Annotated in this window: 1 protein-coding gene; it reads left to right on the top strand. The window is 71.4% G+C overall.

What is annotated here, in order from left to right; all coding sequences use genetic code 11:
* The first annotated feature begins 458 nt into the window (after nt 1-458).
* Nucleotides 459-2,021 (top strand): glycoside hydrolase family 43 protein, encoded by a 1,563-nt coding sequence (locus AB0M52_RS33435; protein WP_363961843.1) that lies wholly within the window; start codon nt 459-461, stop codon nt 2,019-2,021.
* Nucleotides 2,022-2,141 lie beyond the last annotated feature (120 nt).

Below are 2,141 nucleotides of genomic sequence, written 5' to 3'. Positions count from 1 at the left end.
GCAACCTTGATCGGGTAACCGGGCCCCGTCCACGCGAGATCTTGGACAGTTCCCGTTATCGCGTAACGGGAACTGTCCAAGATCTCGCGCCCACCCCCACGATATGGGAAACACACCCACGCGGACCAGCGCAGGCCGGGCGCACACCCAAGCCATGCCGCCAACCAGCACCCAAAGGCGACGCCACTACACCGGCACCAGCAACGAGCGCCCAGAAACGACTCCGCCGCACCACCCCGCAACTTCAGTCGGCGGCAGTCTGTCGGGCGAGGCCTCGTCGCAGTCCGCCGGACCCGGCGACCGCCCCCATGCCGTTTGCTGGGCGAAGCGACGGCGCTGGCCTCGGCACCCGGGCGACGGCTAACGGCCGCCCGCGGACCACATAGCATCGATCAGCATGACTGGTCTGCTGCGGCCGTCACCGCTGCCACCGACGTGACGAAGGGTGACTTTCGAGAGTGTCCGCGACCCACGCCTTCCGCAATCCCGTGCTCCCCGGCTTCCACCCCGATCCCAGCGTCTGTCGGGTCGGCGACGACTACTACCTCGTCTGCTCGAGCTTCGAGTACTTCCCCGGCGTACCCATCTTCCACAGTCGCGACCTGGTGAACTGGCGGCAGATCGGCAACGTGCTCGACCGCGCCGGCCAGCTCGACCTGTCCACGGGCGTCGACGCCTCGGGCGGCATCTACGCCCCGACCATCCGCCACCACGACGGCCGGTTCTGGATGGTCACCACCAACGTCAACATCGGCCGGCACCTGATCGTCACCGCCACCGACCCGGCCGGACCGTGGTCCGATCCGGTGTACTTCGACCTGCCGCACATCGACCCCTCGCTCGCCTGGGACGACAACGGGGACTGCTGGGTGACCGTCTCGGGGGTGGAGTCCTACCGGATCGACCCGGCGGCCGGCACCGTCCTCGAAGGCCCGGTGCCGATGTGGTCCGGGAGCGGTGGGCAGTACCCCGAGGCCCCGCACCTGTACCGGATCGGCGAGTGGTGGTACCTGCTGGTCTCCGAGGGCGGTACGCACACCGGGCACGCCGTCTCCGTCGCCCGGTCCCGCAGCATCCGCGGCCCGTTCGAGCCCGGCCCGGTCAACCCGTTCCTCACCCATCGGAGCACGAACCAGCCGATCCAGGCCACCGGTCATGCCGACCTGGTGCAGGCCGGGGACGGCAGCTGGTGGATGGTGCTGCTCGGCATCCGCGCCAAGGGGCAGTGGCCGCCCTACCACGTGCTCGGCCGCGAGACCTTCCTGGTGCCGGTGCGGTGGGTGGACGGCTGGCCGGTGGCCGGCCCGGTCGAGGAGGTGATGACCGCTCCCACCGGCAGCCCGCCCGCCCACGCCGCGCCGCCCGACCCGGGCGACCACCGGGACGACTTCGAGGACGCCGAGCTGGCACCGGGCTGGATATCGCTGCGGGGCCGGCCGGAGAGGAGTTGGTCGCTGACCGAACGACCCGGTTGGCTCACCCTGCACGCCGGCGGGGCGACCCTCGACCGCGCCGGGGCCACCATGGTCGGCTATCGGCAGCGACACCACGACTGCCGAGCCGCCGTCCACGTCGATTCCGGCACCGGGCGGGCCGGCCTGACCCTGCGCATCGACGAGGCCCACCACTACGACATCGAGGTGTCCGGCGGTCTCGTCCGGGTCATCGGCCGGGTCGGACCGTTCCGCCAGGTGTTCGGCGAGCGACAGGTGCCGGCCGGGCCGGTCACCCTGACGATCGCGACCCGGACCCACGATCTGCTCCCGCCAACGGTGACCTCCGCCGACCAGGTGGGGGCGCCCGGGGCTCCCTTCGGCGTACGCCCCACCGCCTGCGACATGGTCAGCTTCGAGGTGCAGACCGCCGGCGGCCCGGTCGTCCTCGCCGAACTCGACGGTCGGTATCTGTCCACCGAGGTCGCCGCCGGCTTCACCGGTCGGGTGTTCGGTCTGTTCGTCACCGAGGGCAGCGCCGCCTTCGACTGGTTCGACTACCGGCCGGTGTCGACCGACGGAGGCTGACCCAGGCAGCAGAACGAGCGCGACGGGCGGACTGGCGGTGTCCCGCCTGGCCCGGTGGTTAGCCGCGCCGAGGTGTGGGCCGAGCTGGATCGCCGGTTCCCGCCGGGCACCGATCCCGCG

Origin of the sequence: Micromonospora sp. NPDC051296, assembly GCF_040682255.1 — a bacterium.
Classification (GTDB): domain Bacteria; phylum Actinomycetota; class Actinomycetes; order Mycobacteriales; family Micromonosporaceae; genus Micromonospora; species Micromonospora craterilacus.
This window is presented reverse-complemented; position numbering and strand designations above follow the sequence as displayed.